Here is a 23,710-nt window from a genome sequence, read left to right as displayed (position 1 = left end):
CTTGCAAGGGTTTCGGGTTGCCACGAACTCCCTGAATTTGGCGATCTCAATTGATCGATTGGCGAATTTTATCGTCTGCGACATCGCGAGAGATAATTCCTAGTTATCGTCATCGGCTCAACAATTTGGGATCGTTGTCCACATGCGCACACCGATCACGCAATCATTGCCGATCTGATTTTTGAGATTGGCATATATTACTCGCACGGCGGCACGCTGTGCCGAATGTAGAGCGCAGGAGCGCAAATATCACGCGAAGCCCAACGCTATCTGTGACGAGAGTTAATGCAAATGGCATACATGAGGTCGGGCGCATGCCATGGATGCGTTGCGAATGGACGCTTCAGCTAAGGGCCGACGCCGCTTGCGCATGTTTCAGGGGATTGGCAAAAGTCGCATTGCGGCGAACTGAAATGTGACAAGTTCGATGCGGCCTGAACCATTAAGTCTCGAGAGCCGCGGCGTACATTATTCACTGGCCCGCTTCTTCGTTACCGACATGGCTTACCGTGATACATGCAATCTCTCTTCACGTTCGAAGAAACCGATTGGCGAATAACTTCCGGAATCTAGAGGGCCACCTGCTCGAAGACCTTCAGCATTCTCTCTTCCAGCAGCCCAGGCACAGAGGAGGCCGCCATCTCGGGGAAGCGCGAGAAGAATCCTTTCGGAGATTCAACATCGATCCTCGTCTCCTCGCCGTCTCTCTGCGACACGCATACCCGCACCGGTGCTCCGAGCCCAGCGGCCGCGCTGTATTCGAAAAGCCCTCTCGCGATGACAGCATTGCCCACCAGGTAGAACTTGGACTCGATCGGAATTCCGCCAAGTCGCATTGCTGTCCCTTGTTCGAAACTCCAGAAGATGGAAAAAGGCTTCGAGACGCTGTCAACGTATGCCTCGAGGCCCTTTCGGTCTTGATGGGTAACATATTCCATCATCCTGGAGATGCTGCAGCGCTGTAGCGTATTCTCAAGGGCTTCGGTGACCTCAAAGAATGACTTGTGAGAAAAGACGGTGAATTGTTCGCTCGTGAACTTGGTCCGTTTCACTCGGTTGGTTTTCTGTTCCGCGATCATCTACGCTTCCTTTGCCAGATCTGCGAGAGGATAGGGTCGCCTCCGTGGATTGGCAGTGAATGGGACATCAAAGCCGTCGACAGGAGCGCTGACCGACAACCGTGGCATTTCGCGCTCATCTGGAGCGGTAGCGCCCACTAACGGAAGGCACTTAACTCTTATTATAAGAGTTAAGTGCCTTGGAAGCAAGCCGGATCAGCGTGGGCGGTGTCTGCAATTCGTGTGCGGCCGACGCGAGAAACTGCTGTTGCACGGTGAAGCCGCTTTCGAGCCGGTCGAGCGCATTGTTGAACGCGTGGTCAGCGCTGCAGGCAGCCGGTCTCTCCGTGTCGAAGGGACCGGTTTTCTGGAGGCGTAACGGTATACGAACTGCGGAAAGCGACCGTATGCCGTTGGAAGCGCCGTCACATAATCGTAGCTGCGGCTGTTTCCAGCGAGACGGCAGTGGACGCGGACGCACGGCAACTGGAACGCGAGATCTTGGCTCCGCCTATATCGTGCAACCGGCCGCCTTCGCATCGGCCCGAGACCAATTTCTGCAGTTATTGCCGGATGCGTTCGCAAGCTTCGCGATATTCCAGTTTTCTGAAAGCGAGCGTTGCATCGACCCAATTGCCCTGGAGATAGCTGGATCTTAAAGCGCTCTATGAATGCCTGCGGAAAAGTGGCTCGACGTCGAGAGATAGTCCCTGAGAAAAAGAACCAAAATGGCTTCGCCAAGGCGCGTGGCGATCGCTTGGCCCATAAGCCCCGAGGCACCGTACTCGACCACCTGTTGGAATGTCGCGTTAAGGAACCCGGCGCGTTGGCGGGCAAATCCTTCGAGCTTGACCATCGGCGGCAGGCTGTTCAGAAGCGCGCTCGGAAACGGTTCTTTAGCGAAGAACCGAAGCGCTTCCATATGCGTCTTTGGACTATCGTCTCCAAAGATGAGTTGGCGCCTGAACATGTTCGCCAGAAAGTCATCTCCATAAGGCAAGTCGCAGACCGAAGCCGGCATCTCGTCTAACGGAATCGACGCGGTGGTCTCTGAGTCGCCGACCGTGTGCGCATATGAATCTGGAATGAACAAGGCGTCGCCCGCACTGAGGTGGACCGACTCGCGAAGTTCCGGAATCCGGACACAACACGAACCTTCGAAGATCAGATACAAGACGACGGCATCTTTGTACGCAGGCGAATCATATCTCCAAAGCGCGCTGAACATTGCGCTTCCGTTGATTACCGACGAAAACCGGATAGACCTCAAAAGATCATCTAGCAGGATGGGTGAACGATGGCTGTCAGGCATTCCGTCGCAATAGTGCCGAGGCTGTCGGCTCTGTCGTGCCGATTATCTTCACGACCCCTGCCGGGAGTCGGCGGACGGCGCCGTTGCGTCTCCCCCTAAGGAGATGCCTTCAACGCGAATGCCGGAAAGAAGTGCGTCCTTCGGCGTCATTCCATAACGGACCTTGAAAGCCCGGCTGAAGTGCGCATAAGACGAAAACCCGCAAGCACAAGCGATCTCGCCGATACATACGGGTCCTTCCCTGTCTCGCGTGAGCACATCGGCCGCGAGCGAGAGGCGTGCGTTCCAGACGTATCTCATTAGCGACTGCTTTTCCACAGATCGGAATAGCCTGTTTAGATACGCCTCCGATACGTATACGGATGAGGCCACCAGAAAGGGCGACAGGTCACAATTATGTAAATTCTGGGCAATGAAGCGCTTCGCACGAGACAATGTCGCGCTACCACTTCGAGCGCGAGTCAGCGTATCCGGATCGTCAACAATGAAGTCCAGCAATTCGATCAACTGAGCACCTTGACGGGACCGGAGCGCCGCGCTGGTTTCGCCTCCCTGTCGCCCGACGTTAGCGATACTTGCGGCCACTGCGTGTGCATCGGTGGACGTCATATCGACAGCAACGAGGCCACGAAGCCGATACCTGAGTCCACGCTCCTTGAAGCTCGTTTCCGGGACACGTAATGCCACCATATGCGTCGGCTCGACGAATCGTTGAGAGTAAGGATAGCGGCAATCAACCAAAGCGATGTCCCCCGCGCTAAAGCGCTTTAGCGACCGATCCTGCTCGATCACCATGGAGCCTGATATGACCACCTTGACGTATAAGAATGGTTCCCACGCGCCCCGAGTCGGCTGCAACGAAATGTTGGAGATTTTCGTGTTCACCATCTTGGCTTCACCGAGGTCCCATAGTTTAAGGGTCCCGGTAGGCAATCTCGTACGCTGAAATTCGCAGAACATCCCAAACCTGTTCAGGCTCTCGTCACGCCAAAGTTCCAGGCTGCGAGGCAGGTTGTCGAGTTGCATTTCAAAACTTTCAGCAGCCATTTCCAGACCTGTCAGTTCGATGCGTAGCTGTTTCACTGCACCAGTGTCGACCAATATAAACGGAAGAACGTCTGCGAGATCTGCACTACTTTCCGTTACAGTCGCAGAGCCGGTATGGCGCGCATCGGTTACATGAAGAATAAGAGAATCCCGCTGCACAAAGTATATCTCCAGCGAACCTATACGTGACTCCCCAAAACCTTTTGGCAGCGCACTTGTTGTTAGCAGCGCGGGGCATCGCTGGGCCGGTCTATCGTACGGTTACGCTGCAATCCTGCTGTAGCGCGCCTGACCCGCCTACGCACATGGCAAGCACACCGTGATGCAGCGGCGACGACGCAAGTCGATGGCTTCATTTGGCTTGGGAATATTTGGATCATCGGTATTGTTATCGACATCGATGCCATGAGGAATCCAACCGCTCTGCTGTGGTGGCAGGACGCTGCAGTGCGGATGCAGACCTCCAAAGATGACGACGGATGCCAACGATGCTTCTTCCCGCGATCGTGCTTGCCTCTTATACGACGCTGTCAGCCTGGGGGCCCGGCTTTCTGGGATTCGTACTGTGTGTTGTGACGGGTATTCCGGCACAGCGCGACCTGCCGTGGACACGTCGTCAATCGACGATTTCCGGCGTTAGAAAAGATGGTGCACGGGCAGGGCATGACAACGATCGGTTGTTTGACGCGCCGGTCGCTTTTTACGTGTGTGCCCTTATATTGGAAGTGGACGGCGGCTATACGGCGTTCGACCGCTATGCGGCATGGTGCTATGTGCTCGTGAGAGTGGCTTATAACGTCAGCTGGATGACTCGGCTTGATCTGTCGGTACGCATGGGGTTGTTCTTTTCATCTTCAGGCATTCTGCTCGTTCTGACCGCACGGTGTCTGATTGATGTGCTTGCGAGATAGCGGGCGTCGCCATTTGGTGCGGGTAACGAGTCGGGGCGCCTGCGCCAATCGGCACGAGAAGGCAGGCGCCCGGCACGCGGCGGACTCACCGATCGACGTCCCTAGTCTCCCGTTCGAGTGCAGGTCTCGGTCCCGCGATTCGGCTTTGACTGTTGCGTTTCGAAATATCGGCCTTTCATCTTGATGGGCGTACCGGGGTCGATCTTTCCCATCAATATCCCATGGTCGGTCTGGTCCGAAGTGGATATGAAGTTCGCGACGACGATCCCATCTGTCACCATCCCTTCTCCACTGTACGTGGCGTCCCCGGCGATGGTTCCTGTTGCGTTGAAACTCGCAGAATGGGCATCGTGGTAGCCGGGTACCAAACGGATGACTTCACGCTCGGTAAATTTTCCGGCGTGTTCGTCGACGCCGGAGCACGACCAGACTCCGGCGATCGCCTCGGGCGAGGTCGCGGCAAAGGAAGAAATGCTGAAAGTTGCGCAGTAGAGAGTCGCGATAAACGGGAGTGCAAATCTTCTCACTTGTAAGCTCCATTGTGTTCAGGTGGACGTTCGTTGCGGACCTGCCGGTCGAGCAACGTAGCGCGTGCCTCGACGGTGGCCGTACCCTGCGTAACGTTTGCACGAACGAAGTTATTCCCCTCGGCTTGACACATGCTGCCGTCATGGCAGCGCATGATGCTTGAACGCGTGTTCCGGATCGCTAACGCCCCGCATGCCCGAACGATGCAGCACAAGAGATCATTCACATCGCTGACTTCCTGTTTTTCCAGTCGCGCGGCGACATTCCAGTCTGAGCTTTGAAGGCTCTCGACAGTGCCGCTTCGCTGCCATACCCGACCTCGTCGGAAATGAGTTTTAACGGCTGACCGCGACGGATGGCCGACTGAACCAGGCTTATGCGCCAACTTTGCAGATATTGGCCAGGCGTCACGCCGATTGCCTCATGAAATGTCGTGGCGAACACGCTGCGCGACATACCTGCCCTGGCAGCCAGACCTTCGAGTGTCCATGCTTGAGCTGGATCTTCGTGCATGGCCACCAGCGCATGACGCAGGCGCTGATGAGACAGACCGGCCAGCAGGCCCACCTTCACCTCGCCGTGCTCCATGAGGCAACGAAGAATCTGGATCAGCACGACCTCGAACAGGCGATCGAGTAGCGCTTTGCGGCCACATCGCTGGGAGAACGCCTCGTCGAAAATAAGCGCTAACACGCCCTCGGCGCCTTCGACCTGGTTCAATGGCATGCATATGAACGCCGGCAAGGCGGCGGCGATCGGATGCGATACGCCGCATTCGAACCGCAACTGCGCGCACGCGAAATCCGCTCCGCGCTCGGGATCTGAGACGAAACGGTGGGCCATCGGCCGCGGATAAAGCAGCACGCTTGGCTCCCGCAGGCGTAGGGCCGTCTGGCCATCATGAACGACAGCGACTTCGCCGTTTCGCAACAGATGCAACTGCCCCGTGTCCTCGGCGGCGACATCGGTGATGCCGCATAGCGCACCCGTATGGAACACCCGGGCGCTCACGCTAAAGCGTTCAAACAGGGTTTCGAGACGGTCAATCATCAAATACTCTCGATCAAGTTATCCGGACGATACAGCACATATCGCACTCCCAACGCATGCAAAGTAACTCCTGCCAGCCGGCACTTTCCACCACCCAGCTCGTGGAGTACACAACATGAAACGCAACGCAATGACCGCCGCCATCGGACTGCTCGGCGTCCTCTCGCTCAACCACACCGCCTTCGCCGCCCCGAACGTCGCCACGGATCCGCACCTCGATCCGCAGGTACGCTCGTTCCTCGTGCAGATCGACAAGGACCCCAGCCCGTTCTGGACCGAGCCGCAGCCCAAGCCCCAGGAAGTCCTGACGGGCCTGCAGGCGCAGACACCCGTCGACATGTCCGGTGTGACCACCACGGAAAGGACCATTACGCAGGACGGCCAGACCGTGAAGCTGTACATCATGAAGCCCGATCATGTCGAAGGTAAGCCGGGCGTGATCCTGTTTATTCACGGCGGCGTGTGGATCGTCGGCAACTTCCAGAACCACCAGCGCCTGCTGCGCGATCTCGTGGTCGATTCCGGCCAGGTCGGTGTCTTCGTCGAATACACGCCGTTGCCGAAAGCCAGATTCCCGACCCAATTGAACGAAAGCTACGCTGCCCTCAAGTGGGTATCCGGACACGCCGGGGAATTTGGCGCCGACGGCAGCCGCATCGCCGTGGCCGGCAACTCCGTCGGTGGCAACATGGCCGCTGCGCTCGCGCTGATGGCCAAAGACCGCCACGGTCCGAAGATCAGCTACCAGGCGCTGCTGATCCCGGCCACCGACGCCAGTGTGGACACCGACTCATATCACGAATACGGCACGGACCGCTTTCTGGCGCGCGATTTCATGAAGTACGGCTGGGATCTCTATGTCCCGGATGCGGCGGCCCGCAACAACCCGTATGTGTCGCCGCTGCGCGCCACGACAGCGGAACTCGCGGGCCTGCCGCCGGCGCTTGTGGTCACGGCCGAAAACGACCCGCTGCGTGACGAAGGCGAAGCCTACGCGCGCAGGCTGAAGGACGCGGGCGTGTCTGTGGCGGCCACACGCTATAACGGCACGATCCACGACTTCGTGTTGTTGAATGCGTTGCGCGACGTGCCTTCCACGGAAGCCGCGCTCGAGCAGATCAGCGACGGCATTCGCGAGCACCTGTCGCGTTAAGGCGCGCGCTAACGCGACGCGGAAACCAGACACTAGCGGCGTCGTTCGAGCGGCACGGTCCGTCATCGAAGTGGCGCGAAGCGGTGCAGGTTTCCGGCTAGCTTAGGCAACGGCAGGGTACGCGGCGGCGCCAGTGCATCGAAACTGGCGCCGTCGTCTCCTGGCGGCCCCTCATCGAAAGCAGAGGTATGTTGGTGCGGTCTGCTTAAAGAGCATGTACGAAGCGAAACACCTGTGTGCGCATCAGCGGACGATATGTCGACTGCGACGAGACCGCGAAGCCGACACTTGAATCCACGCTCGTTGAAGCTCGCTTGCGGCACGTGCATTGCCACCCTATGTGGGGCTCACATCGGCGACGTGAAGGTTATACGAATTACACCGCACAAAATATGTCTACGGCGAACCTATGCATGATCCGCAAAGACCTTTAGCGGTTCACTGATTGCTCGAAGTGTCCGCGGACGTGCCCCATCGTCGACGAGCGCCGCAGGATAAGTTCTGTGATGTACTCGGGCAGTAATGCCCGGAGAATGTTCGCGGGAACTCCGTCTACGGGCTGTGACGGGACCTGAACGCGTCGGGTGCGGTCTTCAGGCTGTGTTCGTAGATGACTCGGTAACCCATTCTGCGCGGACTGGGCGGCCGAGTGACAGAAAGCCGAAGCAGGTGCGACATGGAGTCTTTCAATGTCGAGTGATCAAGCGGGAAAACGCGCGAGATGTCTTCTGGTACCTGCTCTGGCCTGTTTCCTCGCGCGGCCATTGATCCCATATTGGCGCGGCAGGCAGCCAGCTTGTGGTCGGATTACTTCAATGCTGCTTTATAACCGTCCTAAGACGCCCCAAGCATCCGCTCCACATACCGCGCAATCAAATCAATCTCAAGATTCACCTTCACGCCTTCCGTCAAATGCCTGAGCGTCGTAACCTGCACGGTATGCGGAATCAGATTGATCGAAAACTCACAACCATCGTCCTGATCATCGACAGAGTTCACCGTCAAGCTCACGCCATTGACTGTAATCGACCCTTTGTACGCGAGATACTTGCCCATCTCCTTCGGCGCGCGCACGCGCAACTCATGCGACTCGCCGACCGGCGCAAACCGCGTCACAGTGCCAAGCCCATCGACGTGCCCCGACACAATATGCCCACCAAGCCGGTCATGCGCGCGTAAAGCTTTCTCGAGATTCACATCCCCTGTCTGCGCAAGCCCCGCGGTGCGATTCAAACTCTCGCGCGACACATCGACATCAAACGAGTGATCGGTTTTCTCGATCACCGTCATGCACGCACCCTGAATCGAAATGCTGTCGCCAAGCTGCACATCGTCAAGATCCAAACCACCGGCCTCAACCGTCAAACGCACACCCGCTTCCGGTTCGCTGCCGAGCGGCTTGATCGATGCAATACGGCCGACGGCCGCGACGATTCCTGTAAACATCGTTGCAGTTTCCTGTTCAGTGCAAGGGAGGCGGCGGAACGAGCCGCGCCAGAATGCGAATATCGCTGCCGATCCGGTCGACCGACTGATACTCGAGATTCACACGGTCATCGAGCGACCCGGGCGCGGCGAGGTTGAACATGCTCATCGAATCCGATCCGAGCAGGCTCGGCGCGAGATACACCAGCAATTCGTCCACGCAGCCTTCGCGCAGCAGCGAGCCATTGAGCTTGTAGCCCGCTTCGACATGCAGTTCGTTTACGCCGCGTTCAGCGAGTACCGTGAGGACCGCTGGTAAATCGACCTTGCCGCTTTCATTCGGAAGCGGCACGATTTCGGCGCCGCGATCGCGTAACGCAACGGCGCGTTCTTCCAGCAGCGCATCGAGATTGCCGCAAAAAATCAGCGTCGGCGCGCCGGCAAGAATGTGCGCGTCAGGCGGCACGTCTAGCCGTGCATCGATCAGCACGCGCTTCGGCTGGCGCGGCGTCTCGATCGCGCGGACCGTCATGCGCGGATTATCTTCGCGAATCGTCCCGATGCCGGTCAGAATCGCCGACGCGCGCGCTCGCCATGCATGGCCGTCCGCGCGCGCGGCTTCGCCGGTGATCCACTGGCTTTCGCCCGACGGCAGGCCCGTGCGGCCGTCGAGCGATGCGGCCACTTTCATCCGCACCCACGGGCGCTTGCGCGTCATCCGCGAGACAAAGCCGATATTCAGTTCACGCGCTTCGGTCGCGAGCAACTCGCAACGCACCTCGATGCCGGCATCGCGTAGCATCGACAGGCCACGCCCCGACACCAGCGGATTCGGGTCTTCCATCGCCGCGACCACACGCGCGACTTTCGCTTCGATCAGCGCATTCGCGCAAGGCGGCGTGCGGCCGAAATGGCTGCATGGTTCGAGCGTCACGTACACGGTCGCGCCGCGCAGATCGTGGCCGCGCGCGCGGGCATCCTTCATCGCGCGAATTTCCGCGTGATCCTGGCCGGCAGGCTGCGTAAAGCCTTCGCCGATCACTTCGCCATCCTTGACAATCACGCAGCCCACGCGTGGATTCGGATCAGTCGTGTACATGCCGCGCGCCGCGAGAACCAGCGCGCGTTCCATATGAACGAAATCGGTTTGCGAGAACATCGGTGTCCTGTTCGTGCTTGAGCGGCTCTTTGAAAACTCAAAGCCTGACCGCTGTGATCGATTCGCCTGCTATCCAAGCTTCAACATCAGTTGCATGCATGCCGGCGCAGCGCAACGTGTGCGTTGCAAAGCGCACCTCGCGCGCCGCGCAACATCATGCTTTCAGTGCCGCAAACGCGTTGCGTGCAATCTCGACAGTCGTGTCGATCACCGCATCGTCATGCGCGCTCGACACGAAGCCGGCCTCATACGCGGACGGCGCGAAGTACACGCCCGCATCGAGCATCTTATGGAAGAACGCATTGAAGCGCGGCACATCGCAGCGCGAAATTTCGGCGAAGCTGCGCGGAATCGCATCGGTGAAATAGAGGCCGAACATGCCGCCGATCGAGTCGGCCGCGAACGGCACCTTCGCCGCGCGCGCCGCTTCGGTGAGGCCGCTCACGAGACGCGCGGTCTGCCGCGCGAGTTTGTCGTAGAAGCCGGGGGCCTGGATCAATTGCAGCGTCTTCAGCCCGGCCGCCACCGCGATCGGATTACCCGACAGCGTGCCCGCCTGGTAGACGCCGCCGAGCGGCGCCAGATGCGCCATGATGTCGCGCCGGCCGCCGAACGCGGCCGCGGGCATGCCGCCGCCGATCACCTTGCCGAGACACGTGAGGTCCGGCGTGATGCCGTAGACCTGCTGCGCGCCGCCGAGCGCGACGCGAAATCCGCACATCACTTCGTCGAAAATCAGCACCGCACCGTATTCGGTGGTGAGGCGCCGCAGCGCCTGCAGAAACGCCGGCGTTGCGCGCACGAGATTCATATTGCCGGCGACCGGCTCGACGATCACCGACGCAATCTCGTTGCCGAATGCGTTGAACGCTTCTTCGAGCGCGGCGACGTTATTGTATTCGAGCACCGTGGTGTGCTTCGCGATATCGACCGGCACGCCCGCGGAGGTCGGATTGCCGAACGTCAGCAGCCCGGAGCCCGCTTTCACGAGCAGGCTGTCCGCGTGGCCGTGATAGCAGCCTTCGAACTTGATGATGCGGCTGCGGCTCGTGAAGCCGCGCGCGAGACGCAGCGCGCTCATCGTCGCTTCGGTGCCGCTCGACACCATCCGCACCTGTTCGATCGACGGCACCAGCTTGCAGATTTCCTCGGCGATCTCGACTTCGGCTTCGGTCGGTGCGCCGAACGAGAAGCCGTCGACGAGCACGCGCTGCACCGCTTCGAGCACTTCCGGGTGCACATGGCCGACGATCATCGGCCCCCACGAGCCGATATAGTCGATATAGCGCTGACCGTCGGCGTCCCAGAAGTACGGGCCTTGCGCGCGCTCGATAAAGCGCGGCGTGCCGCCCACCGAACGGAAGGCGCGCACCGGCGAATTGACGCCGCCGGGAATCGTCTTTTGCGCGCGTTCGAAGAGAGCTTGGTTCCTGGACATGGCGTGGACCTGCGTAATCGGGTGGATCGGATGGATCGGGCGAGGCGCCGCGGGCGCTGGTGGCGCGATCAGGCCGGCGCGCGGCGTGCCGGGTGACTGCGCACGGGCGCCGCGGCGGCGAAGTAGTTTCGTGAAATTGTACCGGAGTCGCGTCGAGTCGGCCTGTGGTGGGGTGGCGCGGCGTAGCGACGCTACCGCTTGTCCTTCTTTCCCGCCGATACCGGCAGCGTCGGCGACGTCAACGCGGTCGACCACACCCGTCTTTTCGCCGCCGCGTGAGCGGAAGTCTTCGTCGATTGGGCTGTTTTCTGCGTGGCTGTCGCCGTGGCCGTCGGTATGGCGGCAAGCACCGGTCGCGCCCGCGTACCGGTCAACTCTTTCCAGCGCTTTTCAAGCGCGCCTTCCACCATCGGCTTGATCGACGTGCCCGAACTTTGTGCATCCCATGTCTGCACGGAGAATGGATGCGTGCGCAACGCATCGCGTGGAATCACCACGTCGTGATGCGCGTCGACGAGCCAGTCATAAACGAAGTCGATACACAGCCGGTAGCCGCGCTTGCTGCCCGCGTCGGGCACTTCGTACGGGGCCCGCGTCACGTAGCCGGACGCGAACAGCCCCTTCGGCTCCTGCGCGACGCGATGCACGAACACGCGATCGCCGGGCAGGATGCTGCGCGCGACGCCGCAACCCCAGACATCGGTGACCGCCTCGCCCGCCGCGACGCGCTTCGCGATGTCGGGCAGCTCGGGCCAGGGCCACTTCTTGGGGCTCCAGATCAGCAGGAAGGCGGTCATGACGGTTCAGGTCGACGAATAGGTGACGGGGCTGACGGGGGCTGACGGGGCGCGAACAGGTCGTGCCGCATGGTCGAAGCGGGGAGCTTAACCGAAAGCCGCGGCGATCACCGGATGGCCGTGGCGTGCGCAAACGCCAGAAACGGACAAGTGCGCGAACCCGGAAAAACAGCTTTCGACTTCGCGTCGTCTACAATTACGAATCCGCTACATCGTCACCCGCGGTTCGTTGCGTGCGCATCCAGTTGCGAACGAGCCGTTTCATAGCCTGCTTTACGTTTCACCTGCCACTCCATGTCCCACATCGTCAAAGGCCGGCCCGATGCCCGGCTGATTCTGCTGCTCGGCGCGCTCGCCGCATGCGGGCCCATCTCGATCGATATGTATCTGCCGAGCCTGCCGTCGCTGACGCAGGCATTCGCGGTCAGCGCGAGCGCCGCGCAAACCACGCTGACGAGCTTTATGTTCGGCTTCTCGATCGGCATGCTGGTGTACGGGCCGTTGTCCGATTCGTTCGGCCGTCGTCCGGTGCTGCGCGGCGGCATCGTGATGTACGTGCTGGCCACCATTGCCTGCGCGCTCGCGCCGTCGGTCGGCTCGCTCGTCGTGTTCCGCTTTGTGCAGGCGCTCGGCGCGGGCGCCGCCGCGGTGCTCGCGCGCGCGATCGCGCGCGATGCGCATGAGCCGACCGAGGCCGCGCGCGTGCTGTCGATGATGTCGATCGTCACGTCGATCGGTCCGCTGCTTGCACCGCTGATCGGCGGTCAATTGCTGTTGCTGGGCGGCTGGCGCGTGGTGTTCATCGTGCTGACGCTGTTCGGCGCATTCTGCGCGGTCGCCGCGTTTCTGCGCGTGCCCGAGACCTGGCCGCGCGAAAAGCGCGCGAGCGCGGCGCTGCTGCAGTCGTTCGCGGCCTACGGCAGGCTGTTGAAAGACCCGGTCGCATGGGGGCATCTGCTGTGCGGCGGGATGGCGTTTGCAGCGATGTTTTCGTATATCACCGCGACGCCGTTCGTTTATATCGAATACTTCCATGTGTCGGCGCAGCACTATGGCTTTCTGTTCGCGCTGAATATCGTCGGCATCATGGGCGGCAATTATCTGAATACGCGGCTGGTCGGGCGCTACGGACCGTTGCGCATCATCGTCGTCAGCGCGACGATCAGCTGCGTCGCATCGCTGTTTGTCGCGGTGGCCTGTCTGACCGGCTGGGGCGGGTTGTGGTCGATCGTGTTCGGGCTGTTTTTTGTGGTCGGCGTGGTGGGCGTTTTAGGCGCGGATTGCGTGACCGATCTGATGCATCGGTATCCGCTCAACGCCGGCGCGGCGGCCGCACTATTCGGCGCGACGCAGTTCGGGCTCGGCGCGCTCGCGAGTCTCGCGGTGGGCTTGTGGCGCGACGGGTCGCCGCAAGGGATGGGTGTGACGATCGCGGTATGCGGCGTGCTGTGTTACGTCGGGCGCGTGCTGGTGGTGCGGTGGCATGGGCGGCCTGTTGCGCAGGCGCCCGTACGTTGATGCCCGAGCGCAGAGCGCACTAACGGTTCTGCCCGCACAGATAGTCGAGCACGCAGCGATTCACCTCGTCTGCCGCTTCGAATTGCGCCCAATGTCCAGCGTTCGCGACGAAGTTGAACCGGTGCCGAACCCCTTGCGCATGCAACTGATCGGAAAACGCCTGTGGGTCCGCAGCGGTCACGTCGTGCGTGCCCCACAACAGCAACGGATCGACATCGGCCGCTTTGAGCAGCGGCCCGAGCGTCGCCGCATGCGACACGAGAAGACGTAAAAAAGCCGACCTCCAAGGAGAGGTCGGCTTTCGCGCAGCACTTGTCGATAGGCAGATCGAAGCGGTGAAGCGGCGAAGTGGCTAGCGCTTAATCCTTCGGTGTAGCCGCCGCCCCGTGACTCAACCAGTCGAGCACAGCACTGGTTTCTTCATCCGCGCCTTCGCGTGCCTTCGTCACCGTTTCGCTCATTTCCGTTGCCGGCACCGCACGGCGAATCGCGACGCCCACCGCGAGAATATCGATCATCGACAGATGCAAGATGCGCGAGATCATCGACAACTGCGATTCGCGAATCTCGATGTGATCGGTTTCGAGCGCAACGGTTGCGCGTTTCGCGAGCGGCGTATTGCTCGACGTAATCGCAATCACCTTCGCGCCCGCCTGCATCGCGACTTCAAGCACGCGCAGCAGTTCCGGCGCACGACCCGACTTCGACACCGCGACAATCACATCGCCCTTGCCGAGCAGCGCCGCGGAAGCGGCCTGCATATACAGATCGCCGTATGCAATGGTCGGAATACCGAAGCGGAAGAACTTGTAGTGCGCGTCCTGCGCGACGATATTCGAATTGCCGAGCCCGTAGAACTCGATCCGGCGCGCACCGTTCAGCAGATCGATCGCCGCTTCGACGTGTTCGAAATTCAGATGCTCGCGCAATTGCAGAATCGCGGACACGGTGTTATCGAGCACTTTCGCGCCGAAGTCGGTTGCGGTGTCGCCGAGATGCACCTGGCTATGGCTGACCGGAATCGTGCCGGTCAAACCGGTCGCGAGCTTCAGTTTGAAGTCCGACAAGCCCTGGCAGCCGAGCGAACGGCAGAAGCGAATCACGGTCGGCTGGCTCACATCGGCCTTGCGCGCGATATCGACAATCGGATCGTTGATGATCGAACGCGGGTGATTCAACGCGAGGTCTGCCACGCGGCGCTCCGCGGGCGTCAGCGCATCGCGCATCTGGCGAATGCGTTCGAACACCGCCGACGAACTGCCGCCTGCGCGATTCGACAACTGCTCCGCGAGAATCGCGGACACGCCGAGAAACGCTGGATATTCCGCGGTAATCACGAATGTCGGCACGTTCTTCAGATACGCTTCAAAGCGGCCTTTTGCTTCGAAGCGCTGACGGAACGACGACTTCTCGAAGAACTCGCCGAGCCGCGGCACGACGCCGCCGCCAATATAGATACCGCCCAGCGAACCAAGCGTCACCGCGATATTGCCGGCAAACGTGCCGAGAATGCCGCAGAAGCAATCGAGCGTTTCCGCCGCAAGCGGATCGCCTTCCAGCCCGCGTTTCGAAATTTCGGAGACGTCGATGGTTGCCGGCACGCGCTTCTTGTCGCGTGCAGCGAGCGCGCGATAGATGATTTCGATGCCGGGCCCCGCGGCCACCCGTTCGAACGACACGTGCGACCACTTCTTGCGCGCGTACTGCAGCACGAGGTCCTCGCGCTCATCGGACGGCGCAAACGATGCATGACCGCCTTCGCTGCCGAGCGCAATCCAGCGGTCGTCGGCGGGAATCAGACCGGACACGCCCATCCCCGTACCCGGCCCGAGCAGACCGATCACGCTATGCGGCCGCCGTGTGCCGCCGCCGACCTGCACGCGCTGCGCGTCGGTGAGACCCGGCAACGCCATCGCGAGCGCGGTGAAGTCGTTCACGACCAGCAGCGTATCGAAGCCGAGCGCGCGTCGCGTCGCCTCGATCGAAAAGTGCCAGTCATGATTGGTCATCCGAACCAGGTCCCCGTCGACCGGGTTCGCAATCGCGATGGCCGCATGATTCACGCGGCCGATCTTCGTATCCTTCAGATATTTTTTGATGACATCCGCGATACCCGGGTAGTCGGCACACGGATAGATGTGCACCTGGGTGATTTCACCCGGTCGGGTTTCGAGCGCGAATCGCGCATTGGTCCCGCCGACATCGGCGAGAAGCCTCGGTCCATCGGCGTGCTGGCCCGCTTGCGGGGCAGCTTTAGTTGGCACACCAGTAGACATCGAGTCTTACCCCCTTGTCGTTTGCGAGCTGAGAAATGGCTTTTTTTTGCAGGGTGGCGGACGCTTCGTTCAACACGTCCATCTTCTTCGGACCGGCGATCAGCAGGAACAGATGCTCGACTTTCTTCAACGCCGACATCGACCAGCTGATGCGCGCATGCGGCGCGGCGCCCGGATGCACGGCGACGAAGTGGTCGGTGGTGGTGATCGCATAGTCCCATTCGGGCGCATCGGCGAAGATCGATGCCGTGTGGCCGTCCTCGCCCATGCCGAGCACGGCGACGTTCGGCACGCGCCGTTTCGCGTCGCCGTTCAACGTGGCGATACGCGCTTCCAGCGTGCTGGACGTATCGACGAGCGGCAGGAAGTTCGTATGGGCCGCGGCGTTTTGCAGCAGCGTCTCATGCACGAGACGCGAGTTGCTCGCGCTGTCGGTCTCGGGCACCCAACGGTCGTCGACCAGAGTCACGTCGACGCGCGACCAGTCGAACGGTTGCGTGGACAACGTCTGCAGAAACGGCCGCGGGCTGGTGCCGCCCGACACCGCGAACGTCACGTGGCCGCCGCTCGCACCGGGCGCGGCGGATTGGGCGGCGAGCGACGCCTGTAACGCGTCGCCGACCGCTTTTGCCAGGGCGGCCGATTGCGCGCCCGGATCGTCGAAAGCATGTAGCTGGATCATGGACTTCTCCTCCGTGCTGCTTTCTTGTTTAGTCTAAGAACAGCGGGATTAAAGGACACCCCGAACACTGTACCGATACACAAAGTTGGCGGCGCCGGGCACGGACTGCGTGCCGAGGCGCCGCCGCACATTCAATTCTCTTCCTCGAGCCAGCAGGTATCGTGCTGCGCGAGCATCGCGCTGGCGGCCGCCGGGCCCCACGTGCCGGCCGCATAGGGCTTCGGCTTCGTGCCGGACGCGGCCCATTCATTCAGAATCGGCTCGACCCAACGCCATGCGGCTTCCTGTTCGTCGCGGCGCACAAACAGCGCGAGACGTCCGTTGATCACATCGAGCAACAGCCGCTGATACGCTTCCATCTGACCTTCGCGGAAGAACTGATCGAACGCGAGATCGAGGTGAACGCTCGACAGGTTCATCCCTTCGCCGGGCTTCTTCGCAAGGCAGTACAGGCGGATGGTTTCATTCGGCTGCAAGCGGATCACGAGCCGGTTCGCGCCCGGGCGCAACGCGCTGCTCCCCAGTGCCGAGTGCGGCACCGGCCGGAAGTTGACGACGATCTCCGCGATACGATCGGCAAGACGTTTGCCGGTACGCAGGAAAAACGGCACGCCGGCCCAACGCCAGTTCTCGATTTCCGCCTTCACCGCGACAAAGGTTTCCGTCGTGCTTTCCGGCCGCACGCCGGACTCATTCGCATACGCGGGCACCGACGCGCCGCGAATCACGCCGGCGTGATACTGGCCTCGCACTGCAACACGGCTGATGTCGCGCGGATCGATCGGCTTCAACGCACGCAGCACGCGCAGCTTTTCATCGCGGACCGAATCGGAATCCATCGAATGCGGCGGTTCCATCGCAACAATGGAAAGCAGTTGCAGCAAATGGTTCTGCACCATGTCGCGCAGCGCGCCGGTATTGTCATAGAAGTCGCCGCGCGCTTCGACACCGAGCTCTTCGGCAATCGTGATCTGAATGCTTTCGACCCAATCGCGACGCCACAGCGGCTCGAACAGTGCATTTCCGAAACGCAGCGCGAGCAGATTCTGCACCGGCTCCTTGCCGAGGTAGTGGTCGATCCGGTAGATCTGCTCTTCGGCAAAGATTTCGCCGACCGCATCGTTGATCGCATTCGACGAACGCAGGTCGTAGCCCAGCGGCTTCTCGAGCACGATGCGCGAATTCTGGTTGAGGCCAACCGAGGCGAGCGCGTGGCAAATCGGCACAAAGAGCGACGGGCCGGTCGCCAGATAAAACACCCGCGTGCCGGGCAGATCGGCTACCGCATCGCGCAGCAACACGAAGTCTTCGGCCTTGCCAAGATCGATCGCGACAAATTCGATGCGATCGAGGAACGTGCGCCACGCATCTTCCGTAAACTGCGCGTTCGACACATGCGCGCGCACATGTTCATTGACCCACTGCAGGTACTGCTCGCGGCCCTCGATATGCCGCGCCACCGCGAAGATCTTGCCGCCCGGAGCCAGCATGCCCGCGCGATGCGCTTCATACAGGGCGGGCAGGATCTTGCGCATCGATAGATCGCCGGTGCCGCCGAACAGCACGAAGGTAAAGCTGGAATCCGTTTGCATGTGTCTCCGCGATGCCTTGGAAAGGCGCTGAAAGCAGGCCGTAGTGCGGCAAAATTTTTTTTGACACTGAATTGTAGTTTAACTACAATCCAAATCAAGAGGTAGCGTGAATTCGGTGAAAAAAGCGTGCGGGGCTTGCAGGAATGCGCGTTTTCACCGAGTCAACGAAGCTTCCGGCATGTTATCGACAAATGCGTTTTGGTGTGTTGCCTGCCTTCGGCGGGTCCAGCATCAAAGGCTTTTAACGAACCGCATGCGAGGAGGTGAAAGCGCCTCGAGTCTGCAACGCGCGATGCGGGCAGGCATAAAAGCAAAAGAGGAGACGTTCAGTTGCAATCCGAGTCACTCATCTCTTGAGCATCCACGGCCGGACATCGGCTGGTCAGGCGCACGCACATAAGCGCTCGTTGATGCCCGTTCGTCCAGTTGTTTGCCTGTTTGATTCGACCATAACCGCTCCCTGTCCAGCAGGGGCTCTACGTGTTTAAGTTCAGGTGTCTGGAGGAGATAAGCAATGAAAGTTCGTGCGATCATGGGCGCCCTGTGCGCCGCAGGTCTGATGTGTGGCGTCTCTGCAGCGCAGGCGGCCGAGCAGGTCGAAGTGCTGCACTGGTGGACGTCGGGCGGCGAATCGAAGGCCGTCGGCGTGCTGAAAGATGATCTGCAGAAGCAGGGTTACGTCTGGAAGGACTTCGCAGTGGCTGGCGGCGCCGGCGCAGCGGCCATGACCGCACTGAAGACCCAGGTGATCTCGGGCAACGCACCGAGCGCCGCGCAGATCAAGGGTCCGCTGATCCAGGACTGGGCATCGCAAGGCGTGCTCGTGAACATCGACTCCGCCGCCACGGACTGGAAGAAAGAACTCCCGCCGGAAATCGACAAGATCATGCACGCGGACGGCCACTATGTCGCCGCGCCGTTCTCGGTGCACCGCGTGAACTGGCTGTACATCAACAAGGCCGCGCTCGACAAGGCAGGCGGCAAGGTGCCGACCACGTGGCCTGAATTCTTCGCAGTGGCCGACAAGATGAAGGCCGCGGGCATTCAGCCGGTCGCGATGGGCGGCCAGCCGTGGCAAGACCTGACGCTGTGGGAAGACGTCGTGCTGTCGCAAGGCGCGGACTTCTACAAGAAGGCGATCGTCGACCTCGACCAGAAGACGCTGACTTCGGACAAGATGCTCCAGGTGTTCGACACGGTCCGCAAGATCCAGGGCTATTTCGACAGCGGCCGCACGGGCCGTGACTGGAACCTTGCCACGGCAATGGTGATCAACGGCAAGGCCGGCATGCAGTTCATGGGCGACTGGGCGAAGGGCGAGTTCGCGAACGCGAACAAGAAGTCCGGCACGGACTACATCTGCGCCGCGGTGCCGGGCACGGAAAAGGGTTACACGTTCAACGTCGACTCGTTCGTGTTCTTCCAGCAGAAGGGCCAATCGGCTGCGACGCCGGGTCAGCTCGCGCTGGCGAAGACGATCATGAGCCCGGGCTTCCAGGAGCAGTTCAGCCTGTACAAGGGCTCGATCCCGGTGCGCCTCGGTGTGCCGATGGACAAGTTCGACGATTGCGCGAAGAAGTCGTACGCGGATGAGCAGACGGCGATCAAGGCCGGCGGTTATGTGCCGTCGCTCGCGCACGGCATGGCTCAGGCCGACGCGACCGCAGGCGCGATCAGCGACGTCGTGACGAAGTTCATGAACTCGCAACAAGACTCGAAGAGCGCCGTCGAAGCGCTGGCGAAGGCAGCGAAGACGAAGTAATCCGCTTCTTCAAGCACTAGAGTACGAGTAGTAGCAGGATGCCCGGAGTTGCGTTGCATCAACGCACTCCGGGCAAAGACGGTTCGACGACAGTCGCGCCCTCGGTCGTTCAGCATGCCGCGCCTGGTCCGGCGAAAGCCGCCGACCAATACGCAGGCCCTGACGGCCTAGTTCCAGGAGTCGAGTTGTGACTGCTTCTCTTAGCGGAAACGCAAAGCGCACCGCAGCCGGTGCGCGCCGCACGTCGCCGATGGCGGCGCTCGCCGACCGCTGGATTCCGAAGCTGGTGTTATCGCCCAGCGTCGTGATCAGTCTGGTCTTCGTCTATGGTTTCATTCTCGTCACCGGTTATCTGTCGCTGTCGAATTCGCGACTGTTGCCGCGTTACGACTTCGCCGGTCTGCAGCGTTACCGCGAGTTGTTCGATAACGATGTGTTCTGGACGTCGGCGAAAAATCTCGGCTGGTTCGGCATTCCGTTTATCGGCATCTGTATCGGGCTCGGCCTGTTTCTTGCCATTCTGCTCGACCAGCGAATTCGCAACGAAGGCGCATTGCGCGCGGTGTTCCTGTATCCGATGGCGCTGTCGTTCATCGTCACGGGTACCGCATGGCAGTGGATTCTGAACCCGGACCTCGGCTTCCAGAAAGTGATCAACGACTGGGGCTGGACGAGCTTTTCGTTCGGCTGGCTGGGCGATCCGGACAAGGCGATTTTCTGTGTGGTGATTGCGGCGGTGTGGCAATCCACGGGCTTTGTGATGGCGCTGTTTCTGGCCGGTTTGCGCGGCGTCGACAGCGAGATCTTCAAGGCCGCGCAAGTGGACGGTGCGACGCTGCCGACCATCTACCGGAAAATCGTCATTCCCAGCATGCGGCCGGTGTTCTTCTCGGTGCTGCTCATTCTGTGCCACATCACGATCAAGACATTCGACCTGGTCGTCGCGTTGACGGCGGGCGGGCCGGGCACATCGTCAAACCTGCCGGCGATGTTCATGTACACGTTTTCGTTTAACCGTGGGCAGCTGGGTGTGGGGGCGGCATCGTCGATGATGATGCTGGCGACGGTGGTCGCCGTGCTGGTGCCGCTGATGTATCTGGAATCGCGAGGTACCCGCAATGCAGCCTAAGATGAATATCAGCCGCGCGGTGATTTACGCGGCGCTGATTCTGTTTGCGCTTTACTTTCTGTTTCCGCTGTACGTGATGCTGTCGACGTCGTTCAAGGACATCGACCAGCTGCGCACCGGCAATCTGCTGACGCCGCCGACTCACTGGACGTTCGCGCCGTGGGTGAAGGCGTGGAGCGAGGCGTGCACGGGGGTGCGTTGCGACGGCATGAAGCCGTTCTTCATGAACTCGGTGCGCATGGTGATTCCGGCGGTGCTGATCTCGTCGATTATCGGCGCGTTCAACGGTTACGTGCTCACGCACTGGCGCTTCCGCGGCGCGGACGGCATCTTCACGATGCTGCTGGTGGGCTGCTTCATTCCGTTCCAGGCGATTCTGCTGCCGATGGCGCGGCTCGAAGGCTTTATCGGCCTGTCGAACACCACGTCCGGTCTGGTGCTCGTGCACGTGATCTACGGCATCGCATTCACGACGATGTTCTTCCGCAACTTCTACGTGAGCATTCCGGCGGAACTGGTGAAGGCGGCGCGCATCGACGGTGCGGGTTTCTTCATGATCTTCACGAAGATTCTGATGCCGGTGTCGCTGCCGATTTTCATGGTGTGTCTGATCTGGCAGTTCACGCAGATCTGGAATGACTTCCTGTTCGGTATCGTGTTTTCGGGCGTCGATTCGATGCCGATTACGGTGGCGCTGAACAACCTCGTGAATACGTCGACCGGGGTGAAGGAATACAACGTCGACATGGCAGGCGCGATTATCGCGGCGCTGCCGACGCTGCTGGTCTATGTGATCGCCGGCCGCTATTTCGTACGCGGCCTGACGGCGGGCGCGGTGAAGGGTTAATTGAGCAGGTTCAGAGACTAGAGGATTCACAGCATGGCAAGCCTTTCCATCCGTGACGTGTACAAGACCTATCCGAACGGGGTGCCGGTCTTGAAGGGTGTCAATATCGACATCGAAGATGGTCAGTTCCTCATTCTGGTCGGTGGATCGGGGTGCGGGAAGTCGACGCTGCTTAATATGATCGCCGGGCTCGAGACTGTCACAAAGGGTGAGATTCAGATTGATGGCAAGACTGTCAATAATCTCTCGCCGAAAGATCGCGATATCGCAATGGTGTTCCAGTCGTATGCGCTGTATCCGTCGATGACGGTGCGCGACAACATCTCATTCGGGCTGAATATCCGCAAGGTGCCGAAGAACGAGCAGACGCAGATTGTCGATCGTGTGTCTAACATGTTGCAGATTCAACATTTGCTCGATCGCAAGCCGGGCCAGCTGTCCGGTGGTCAGCGGCAGCGTGTGGCGATGGGTCGTGCGTTGGCGCGCGACCCGGTGATGTTTCTGTTCGACGAACCGCTGTCGAATCTCGATGCGAAGTTGCGTATCGAAATGCGATCGGAGATCAAGCTGCTGCATCAGCGCCTGGGTACGACGATCGTCTATGTGACGCACGATCAGATCGAAGCGATGACGCTTGGCGATCGGATCGCGGTGATGAAGGACGGCATCGTGCAGCAGTTCGGCGCGCCGCAGGACATCTATGATTCGCCTTCGAATCTGTTTGTGGCGGGCTTTATCGGTGCGCCGCCGATGAACTTCATTCAGGGCAAGGTGGTGGAGCAGGGCTCGGGTGTGGGGATGGAGCTCGATACCGGCGTGAAGAAGATGGTGCTCAATCTGCCGTTCGACGGGAAAGTGAAGTCGCATATCGGCAAGGACGTCATTCTTGGACTGCGGCCGGAGCGGATTACCGACCCGCGTCATGCGCACAATGCGGAAGGCGGCAAGCTGCAGGAAGTCGAGGTGAAGGTGGACGTGATCGAGCCGACCGGGCCGGATACGCTGGTGTTTGCGCAGGTGAACGGCAAGCGCATCGTGAGCCGTGTGCACCCTGGCGCGAATCCGCAACCTGCGCAGAATATGTCGCTGCTGTTCGACGTGTCGAAGGCGGTATTGTTTGACCCGGCAACGGAAGAACGGATCGCCTAAGGATCAGTGCGGATGGTATGCACGAAGGCCCTGTGCGTAAATGTGCGCAAGGGCCTTTTTTGTTTTGTTAGCTTGATCGTGGTTGGTTGTGGATTCGCTTGCCTGGGTGATCTGTCAGGAATTTGTTAGCTCTATACTTTCGATCGCCATCGAAACAACGATGGACGGGTTTGGAAGCCTGAATGTCCCTCCTGCCGCACGTGACTCGTGAAAGCGAGTTTGTGCGCTTGCCTCCGCGCGCCAACGGGCGGGCCTTGGCAGGGGAGCCGCGAGGCTCGCCGGTTTCAGCAGGAGGGGCCGGTCTTCCAACCTTGTCATGTGCCCGCTCACCCGCCTTTACGAGTGACGGGCGATTTATCAGTATTTCGGAGATCGCACCATGACGTCTAATTCTTCTGTTCCCAAAAAGCCTCTCTCGCAGAAGCGCGTCGATCTGCTCGGAGCGCTCCTGCAAGAAGCGCTGTTGACGGGACGGCGACATCTCCACCAGTTCTCGCAGTTGACTTCGCTCGCGCGCGCAGTCGAAAGCGCAGATACGCCGGCGATCGATCGCGTTCGATTCCTCACGCTGCTTCGGGAAATTGCCGCGGATGCCGAAGCGCAAGCGCAGCTCGACGTCGATATGTTCGCAGGCCTGCTCGGCGGAAGGATGATGAAGCGCAAAGTCGAGCAGGAAGAAGCGCATCAGCGGAAAGATGTTTTTGTTGTAGATACTAATTCGACCAGGCATTAGTTAGTCGAGGAGATGGCGGCGTGGGGGCCGCCATGAGCTTGCCCCCGAAAAACGAATCCCTTGCTGAACAGGTAAACTCAAGCAAGGAGAAGAACGATGACAAGCAAGGCAAAGCGAGCACAGTACACGCTCGAGTTCAAGCTG

The 23,710-nt window shown here is 60.3% G+C and carries 20 protein-coding genes and 1 pseudogene; 8 read left to right on the top strand and 13 right to left on the bottom strand.

From position 1 onward, the window contains the following. Nucleotides 1-569: 569 nt before the first annotated feature. The 3 genes from HV675_RS30470 to HV675_RS30460 form a co-directional block, all read right to left on the bottom strand. Complete coding sequence (locus HV675_RS30470) at nt 570-1,079, bottom strand: DUF302 domain-containing protein (protein ID WP_175115177.1); 510 nt, start codon at nt 1,077-1,079, stop codon at nt 570-572. A 634-nt stretch (nt 1,080-1,713) separates the two neighbouring features. Then, nucleotides 1,714-2,370, bottom strand: a complete 657-nt coding sequence (locus HV675_RS30465) for a cupin domain-containing protein (protein ID WP_175115176.1) — start codon at nt 2,368-2,370, stop codon at nt 1,714-1,716. Between the two features lie 48 nt (nt 2,371-2,418). Beyond that, the gene (locus HV675_RS30460) at nt 2,419-3,576 is read right to left on the bottom strand and encodes a helix-turn-helix domain-containing protein (RefSeq protein WP_175115175.1); all 1,158 of its coding nucleotides are present in this window, start codon (nt 3,574-3,576) and stop codon (nt 2,419-2,421) included. A gap of 329 nt (nt 3,577-3,905) precedes the next feature. On the opposite strand from HV675_RS30460, the gene HV675_RS30455 reads away from it, so the two are divergent. After that, nucleotides 3,906-4,328 carry an MAPEG family protein gene (locus HV675_RS30455; protein WP_175115174.1) on the top strand — a complete coding sequence of 141 codons (423 nt, stop codon included), beginning with the start codon at nt 3,906-3,908 and terminating at the stop codon, nt 4,326-4,328. 101 nt (nt 4,329-4,429) lie between these two features. Here the strand turns inward: HV675_RS30455 and HV675_RS30450 are convergent, their stop codons facing one another. Continuing rightward, nucleotides 4,430-4,855, bottom strand: a complete 426-nt coding sequence (locus tag HV675_RS30450) for a hypothetical protein (protein ID WP_175115173.1) — start codon at nt 4,853-4,855, stop codon at nt 4,430-4,432. A gap of 223 nt (nt 4,856-5,078) precedes the next feature. Then, nucleotides 5,079-5,906 (bottom strand): AraC family transcriptional regulator, encoded by an 828-nt coding sequence (locus HV675_RS30445; protein WP_175115172.1) that lies wholly within the window; start codon nt 5,904-5,906, stop codon nt 5,079-5,081. A 115-nt stretch (nt 5,907-6,021) separates the two neighbouring features. Between HV675_RS30445 and HV675_RS30440 the strand changes: the two genes are divergently transcribed. Next, on the top strand, nt 6,022-7,059 hold the full coding sequence (locus HV675_RS30440) for an alpha/beta hydrolase (RefSeq protein ID WP_217478291.1): 1,038 nt from the start codon (nt 6,022-6,024) through the stop codon (nt 7,057-7,059). Between the two features lie 834 nt (nt 7,060-7,893). On the opposite strand, the gene HV675_RS30435 is transcribed toward HV675_RS30440, so the two are convergent. The 4 genes from HV675_RS30435 to HV675_RS30420 all read right to left on the bottom strand — a co-directional run bounded on the left by HV675_RS30435 (nt 7,894) and on the right by HV675_RS30420 (nt 11,878). Continuing rightward, entirely contained in the window at nt 7,894-8,505 is a 612-nt protein-coding gene (locus HV675_RS30435) for a riboflavin synthase (protein WP_175115171.1), read from the bottom strand. A 16-nt stretch (nt 8,506-8,521) separates the two neighbouring features. After that, nucleotides 8,522-9,643 carry a bifunctional diaminohydroxyphosphoribosylaminopyrimidine deaminase/5-amino-6-(5-phosphoribosylamino)uracil reductase RibD gene (gene ribD / locus HV675_RS30430; protein ID WP_175115170.1) on the bottom strand — a complete coding sequence of 374 codons (1,122 nt, stop codon included), beginning with the start codon at nt 9,641-9,643 and terminating at the stop codon, nt 8,522-8,524. A 154-nt stretch (nt 9,644-9,797) separates the two neighbouring features. Beyond that, nucleotides 9,798-11,081 (bottom strand): glutamate-1-semialdehyde 2,1-aminomutase, encoded by a 1,284-nt coding sequence (hemL, locus tag HV675_RS30425; RefSeq protein ID WP_175115169.1) that lies wholly within the window; start codon nt 11,079-11,081, stop codon nt 9,798-9,800. Between the two features lie 191 nt (nt 11,082-11,272). Beyond that, complete coding sequence (locus tag HV675_RS30420; RefSeq protein WP_246270646.1) at nt 11,273-11,878, bottom strand: hypothetical protein; 606 nt, start codon at nt 11,876-11,878, stop codon at nt 11,273-11,275. Nucleotides 11,879-12,172: 294 nt separating this feature from the next. Here HV675_RS30420 and HV675_RS30415 point away from each other — a divergent pair, with 294 nt between their 5' ends. Beyond that, on the top strand, nt 12,173-13,396 hold the full coding sequence (locus HV675_RS30415; protein WP_175115168.1) for a Bcr/CflA family multidrug efflux MFS transporter: 1,224 nt from the start codon (nt 12,173-12,175) through the stop codon (nt 13,394-13,396). A 19-nt stretch (nt 13,397-13,415) separates the two neighbouring features. Here HV675_RS30415 and HV675_RS30410 read toward each other — a convergent pair whose 3' ends face one another. From HV675_RS30410 to zwf, 4 genes and pseudogenes are all read right to left on the bottom strand, one after another. Then, nucleotides 13,416-13,655, bottom strand: coding sequence for an alpha/beta fold hydrolase (locus HV675_RS30410; protein ID WP_175115167.1), 240 nt, complete (start codon nt 13,653-13,655; stop codon nt 13,416-13,418). Nucleotides 13,656-13,755: 100 nt separating this feature from the next. Then, nucleotides 13,756-15,672, bottom strand: coding sequence for a bifunctional transcriptional regulator/glucokinase (locus HV675_RS30405; protein ID WP_175115166.1), 1,917 nt, complete (start codon nt 15,670-15,672; stop codon nt 13,756-13,758). Next, a pseudogene (gene pgl, locus HV675_RS30400) lies at nt 15,650-16,354 on the bottom strand (6-phosphogluconolactonase); the annotation flags it as partial. The pseudogene pgl and the gene HV675_RS30405, both read right to left, overlap by 23 nt. 131 nt (nt 16,355-16,485) lie before the next feature. Then, nucleotides 16,486-17,946 (bottom strand): glucose-6-phosphate dehydrogenase, encoded by a 1,461-nt coding sequence (zwf, locus tag HV675_RS30395; protein WP_175115164.1) that lies wholly within the window; start codon nt 17,944-17,946, stop codon nt 16,486-16,488. A gap of 514 nt (nt 17,947-18,460) precedes the next feature. On the opposite strand from zwf, the gene HV675_RS30390 reads away from it, so the two are divergent. From HV675_RS30390 to HV675_RS30370, 5 genes are all read left to right on the top strand, one after another. Beyond that, nucleotides 18,461-19,708, top strand: a complete 1,248-nt coding sequence (locus HV675_RS30390; RefSeq protein ID WP_175115163.1) for an ABC transporter substrate-binding protein — start codon at nt 18,461-18,463, stop codon at nt 19,706-19,708. Nucleotides 19,709-19,895: 187 nt separating this feature from the next. Continuing rightward, nucleotides 19,896-20,837 carry a carbohydrate ABC transporter permease gene (locus HV675_RS30385; protein ID WP_175115162.1) on the top strand — a complete coding sequence of 314 codons (942 nt, stop codon included), beginning with the start codon at nt 19,896-19,898 and terminating at the stop codon, nt 20,835-20,837. Continuing rightward, entirely contained in the window at nt 20,827-21,684 is an 858-nt protein-coding gene (locus tag HV675_RS30380) for a carbohydrate ABC transporter permease (RefSeq protein WP_175115161.1), read from the top strand. The genes HV675_RS30385 and HV675_RS30380 overlap by 11 nt, the downstream gene beginning before the upstream one ends. A 33-nt stretch (nt 21,685-21,717) precedes the next feature. Then, nucleotides 21,718-22,833: an ABC transporter ATP-binding protein gene (locus tag HV675_RS30375; protein ID WP_175115160.1), complete on the top strand. Its 1,116-nt coding sequence runs from the start codon at nt 21,718-21,720 to the stop codon at nt 22,831-22,833. 379 nt (nt 22,834-23,212) lie between these two features. Further along, nucleotides 23,213-23,566: a hypothetical protein gene (locus tag HV675_RS30370; protein ID WP_175115159.1), complete on the top strand. Its 354-nt coding sequence runs from the start codon at nt 23,213-23,215 to the stop codon at nt 23,564-23,566. Nucleotides 23,567-23,710: the final 144 nt, after the last annotated feature.

Origin of the sequence: Paraburkholderia solisilvae (assembly GCF_902859875.1) — a bacterium.
In the GTDB taxonomy this organism is placed as follows: domain Bacteria; phylum Pseudomonadota; class Gammaproteobacteria; order Burkholderiales; family Burkholderiaceae; genus Paraburkholderia; species Paraburkholderia solisilvae.
This window is presented reverse-complemented; position numbering and strand designations above follow the sequence as displayed.

Coding starts and splice junctions, on each gene's coding strand:
- HV675_RS30380 (WP_175115161.1), top strand. CDS start 20,827: ATGCAGCCTAAGATGAATATCAGCCGCGCGGTGATTTACGCGGCGCTG.
- HV675_RS30390 (WP_175115163.1), top strand. CDS start 18,461: ATGAAAGTTCGTGCGATCATGGGCGCCCTGTGCGCCGCAGGTCTGATG.
- HV675_RS30375 (WP_175115160.1), top strand. CDS start 21,718: ATGGCAAGCCTTTCCATCCGTGACGTGTACAAGACCTATCCGAACGGG.
- HV675_RS30440 (WP_217478291.1), top strand. CDS start 6,022: ATGAAACGCAACGCAATGACCGCCGCCATCGGACTGCTCGGCGTCCTC.
- HV675_RS30435 (WP_175115171.1), bottom strand. CDS start 8,505: ATGTTTACAGGAATCGTCGCGGCCGTCGGCCGTATTGCATCGATCAAG.
- HV675_RS30415 (WP_175115168.1), top strand. CDS start 12,173: ATGTCCCACATCGTCAAAGGCCGGCCCGATGCCCGGCTGATTCTGCTG.
- HV675_RS30405 (WP_175115166.1), bottom strand. CDS start 15,672: ATGTCTACTGGTGTGCCAACTAAAGCTGCCCCGCAAGCGGGCCAGCAC.
- ribD (WP_175115170.1), bottom strand. CDS start 9,643: ATGTTCTCGCAAACCGATTTCGTTCATATGGAACGCGCGCTGGTTCTC.
- HV675_RS30470 (WP_175115177.1), bottom strand. CDS start 1,079: ATGATCGCGGAACAGAAAACCAACCGAGTGAAACGGACCAAGTTCACG.
- HV675_RS30420 (WP_246270646.1), bottom strand. CDS start 11,878: ATGACCGCCTTCCTGCTGATCTGGAGCCCCAAGAAGTGGCCCTGGCCC.
- zwf (WP_175115164.1), bottom strand. CDS start 17,946: ATGCAAACGGATTCCAGCTTTACCTTCGTGCTGTTCGGCGGCACCGGC.
- hemL (WP_175115169.1), bottom strand. CDS start 11,081: ATGTCCAGGAACCAAGCTCTCTTCGAACGCGCGCAAAAGACGATTCCC.
- HV675_RS30455 (WP_175115174.1), top strand. CDS start 3,906: ATGCTTCTTCCCGCGATCGTGCTTGCCTCTTATACGACGCTGTCAGCC.
- HV675_RS30465 (WP_175115176.1), bottom strand. CDS start 2,370: ATGCCTGACAGCCATCGTTCACCCATCCTGCTAGATGATCTTTTGAGG.
- HV675_RS30445 (WP_175115172.1), bottom strand. CDS start 5,906: ATGATTGACCGTCTCGAAACCCTGTTTGAACGCTTTAGCGTGAGCGCC.
- HV675_RS30370 (WP_175115159.1), top strand. CDS start 23,213: ATGACGTCTAATTCTTCTGTTCCCAAAAAGCCTCTCTCGCAGAAGCGC.